Genomic DNA, 2,539 nt, shown 5'->3' on the forward strand with positions numbered 1-2,539 from the left:
CGCTTGTTGGCCGCGTCGCCGGCGCCGGCGCCCTGCGCCAGCAATTGTTCGAGGCGGCTCTTTTCGGCTTGCGCGGCCGACAGCGACGCCTGCAGGTTGGCGAGCGAATCCTCCTTGTCCTGGCTGTTCGTGCGTTCCAGCGCGAGCAGCTGGGTCAGCTCGTTGATCTGCGAGTTGAGGCGGTTCAGCACCGCGTCCTTGCCGGAAATCTCGCGGCTGAGCAGGAACTGCGCCAGCACGAAGACGGTGAGTAGGAACATGATCGCAAGCAGCAGCGTCGACAAGGCGTCGACAAAACCCGGCCAGTAGTCGATGCGGCGGTCGGCGCGCCGTCTTGCCAGCGCCACGTCAGTGGACCCCTTGCTTCTTCAGCGCGTCGGCGATCTTCTCCAGCGTGTTGCGCATGGCCTTCTGTTCGTCGGACTGGGCTTCGACCCAGTCGCGCATGATCTGCTGCTCGGAGCGCATGTTCTTCACCAGCCCCGAGATGCCGTCGGCAAGATTGGCCATGGCGGTGGCGACGCGCGGATTGGAGCCGCCGCCATTCTCCTGCAGGCTGCGCAGCCGCTCCGACAGGAGCCGGATGTCCTCGGAGGACTCGGTCTTGGCCGTGTCGGACACGACGATGTCGGAAGAAAGATCGGTGACCGAGGACAGCCAGTTCTCGAGCTCGGTGTAGAAGCGGGTCTGGGCGCGGCCGGCCTGCAGGTCGAGGAAGCCGAGCACGAGCGAGCCGGAGAGGCCGAACAGCGAGGACGAAAAGGCGGTGCCCATGCCGGCCAGCGGCGCCGACAGGCCCTGCTTCAGCGCATCGAGCACGGCCGCCGCATCGCCGGTGCCCGGGTCCAATGCCTCGATCGTCTCGCGGATCGAGGCGATGGTGTTGAGCAGGCCCCAGAAGGTGCCGAGCAGGCCGAGGAACACAAGCAGGCCGACCAGATAGCGCGAGGTGTCGCGGCTCTCGTCGAGGCGGGTGGCGATGGAATCCAGCATCGTGCGCATCGACGAGGTCGAGAACGCGATCGTCGACGAGCGGCCGATCATCGCCTTCATCGGCGCCAAGAGCACCGGCTCGGTGGTTTCGGAGCCGGCGCGGAAGGAATTGACCCAGCGCACCTCGCGGAACAGCCGCCCGACCTGGACGAAGGCGAGCAGGATGCCGACAGCCAGCACGCCGACGATCAATCCGTTGAGACCCGGATTGCTGGAGAAGGCGGTCGAGATCTGGCGGGTGAGGATGGCGGCGATGAAAGCGACGATGATCAGGAAGATCACCATGGTGAGTAGGAAGACCTGCGGGCTCGACAGCTTGTGCGGATCATAGACCAGGACGTCCGATCGCCTGCCGAAGGATCTGAGAAAAGCCATCCGTGCCCCGTTTCCGATGCCACCCGCCGCAGAATTGCCGCGACTCTAAACGGAATTGTGACCAAATTGAATGGCGCTTGGCAATATGGCCGATAGGCCCCGCGCCACAGGCTTAGAACCGGTTGACCACCAGGCAGTCGACCATGGCGGCCAAATGGAGGCCGGCGCCGGTAACGACGAAGCCGTGCCAGACGGCATTGTGGAAGCGCAGGCCCTTCCAGGCGAAGAAGATGACGCCCAGGGAATAGACGACGCCGCCGGCGACCAGCAGCGCCACCGAGGTCGTCGGCAGCGTCTGGACCAGCGGTCCGGCCAGCACCACACCGCTCCAGCCGATGGCGAGGTAGAAGACGATGGCCAGCCGGTCGTAGCGGCCGGGCAGGAACATCTTGATGGCGATGCCGGTCACGGCCGCGCTCCACACGACGACGATCATGGGCACGGCCAGCGGCGAGTTGTTGAGCTGGGCGAGGAAGGGCGTGTAGGTGGCGGCGATCAGCAGATAGATCGCGGCATGGTCGAAACGGCGCAGGATCCATTTCGCCGGCCAAGAGACGGGCCATAGATTATAGGCCAGCGAAACCGAGAGCACGGTGAGCAGCGACACCACATAGAACACCGCGGCGACATATTCGCCAGGGCCGGAGTGGAAGGCGGCCAAAGCCAGGAAAGCCGAGCCGGCGGCGATCGCCAGCACGATGCCCACCGCGTGAACGATGCCATCGGCGATCATTTCGGCGCGCGAATAGTGCCAGCGCCCCACGAAGGGGATTTCAAGCGTTGTATCTGGACGCGCGTCGCTCATCGATGACCCTGCAACGCCTATTTGGGCGCTTGCGGACCAGTATTTCAAGCTTCGGTTGCGGTTTTGCGACTAAAGGCGCGCGTCCTTTCGACGCGCGAGGAACGCCATTGTCGATCAGCGAGCAGCCAGCGGCTTCTTCACGGTTTTCAGCAGCGCGCGCTGGATGAGCTCGTTGCCGGCGACGACCTCGCCGCTGTCCAGCATGCCCTGTCCGCCATCCATGTCGGAGACGTAGCCGCCGGCTTCGCGCACCAGGAGGATGCCGGCGGCAATGTCCCAGGACGACAGGCCGGTTTCCCAGAAGCCGTCCATGCGTCCGGCCGCGACATAGGCGAGATCGAGGGCGGCGGAGCCCATGCGGCGAAC

At 65.0% G+C, this 2,539-nt stretch carries 3 protein-coding genes and 1 pseudogene; all 4 read right to left on the minus strand.

The window, feature by feature from the left end:
• Positions 1-347: pseudogene (locus tag EOD07_RS30480) on the minus strand (peptidoglycan-binding protein); the annotation flags it as partial.
• A 1-nt stretch (position 348) separates the two neighbouring features.
• The gene (locus tag EOD07_RS30485; protein WP_126080738.1) at positions 349-1,368 is read right to left on the minus strand and encodes a MotA/TolQ/ExbB proton channel family protein; all 1,020 of its coding nucleotides are present in this window, start codon (positions 1,366-1,368) and stop codon (positions 349-351) included.
• A 112-nt stretch (positions 1,369-1,480) separates the two neighbouring features.
• A complete protein-coding gene (locus EOD07_RS30490) occupies positions 1,481-2,173 on the minus strand; it encodes a hemolysin III family protein (RefSeq protein ID WP_127237949.1) in 693 nt (230 codons plus the stop codon).
• 114 nt (positions 2,174-2,287) lie between these two features.
• The coding region (locus tag EOD07_RS30495; RefSeq protein ID WP_281059098.1) for an inositol monophosphatase family protein at positions 2,288-2,539 on the minus strand (252 nt) is incomplete at its 5' end.

This window comes from Mesorhizobium sp. M2C.T.Ca.TU.002.02.1.1 (assembly GCF_003997225.1).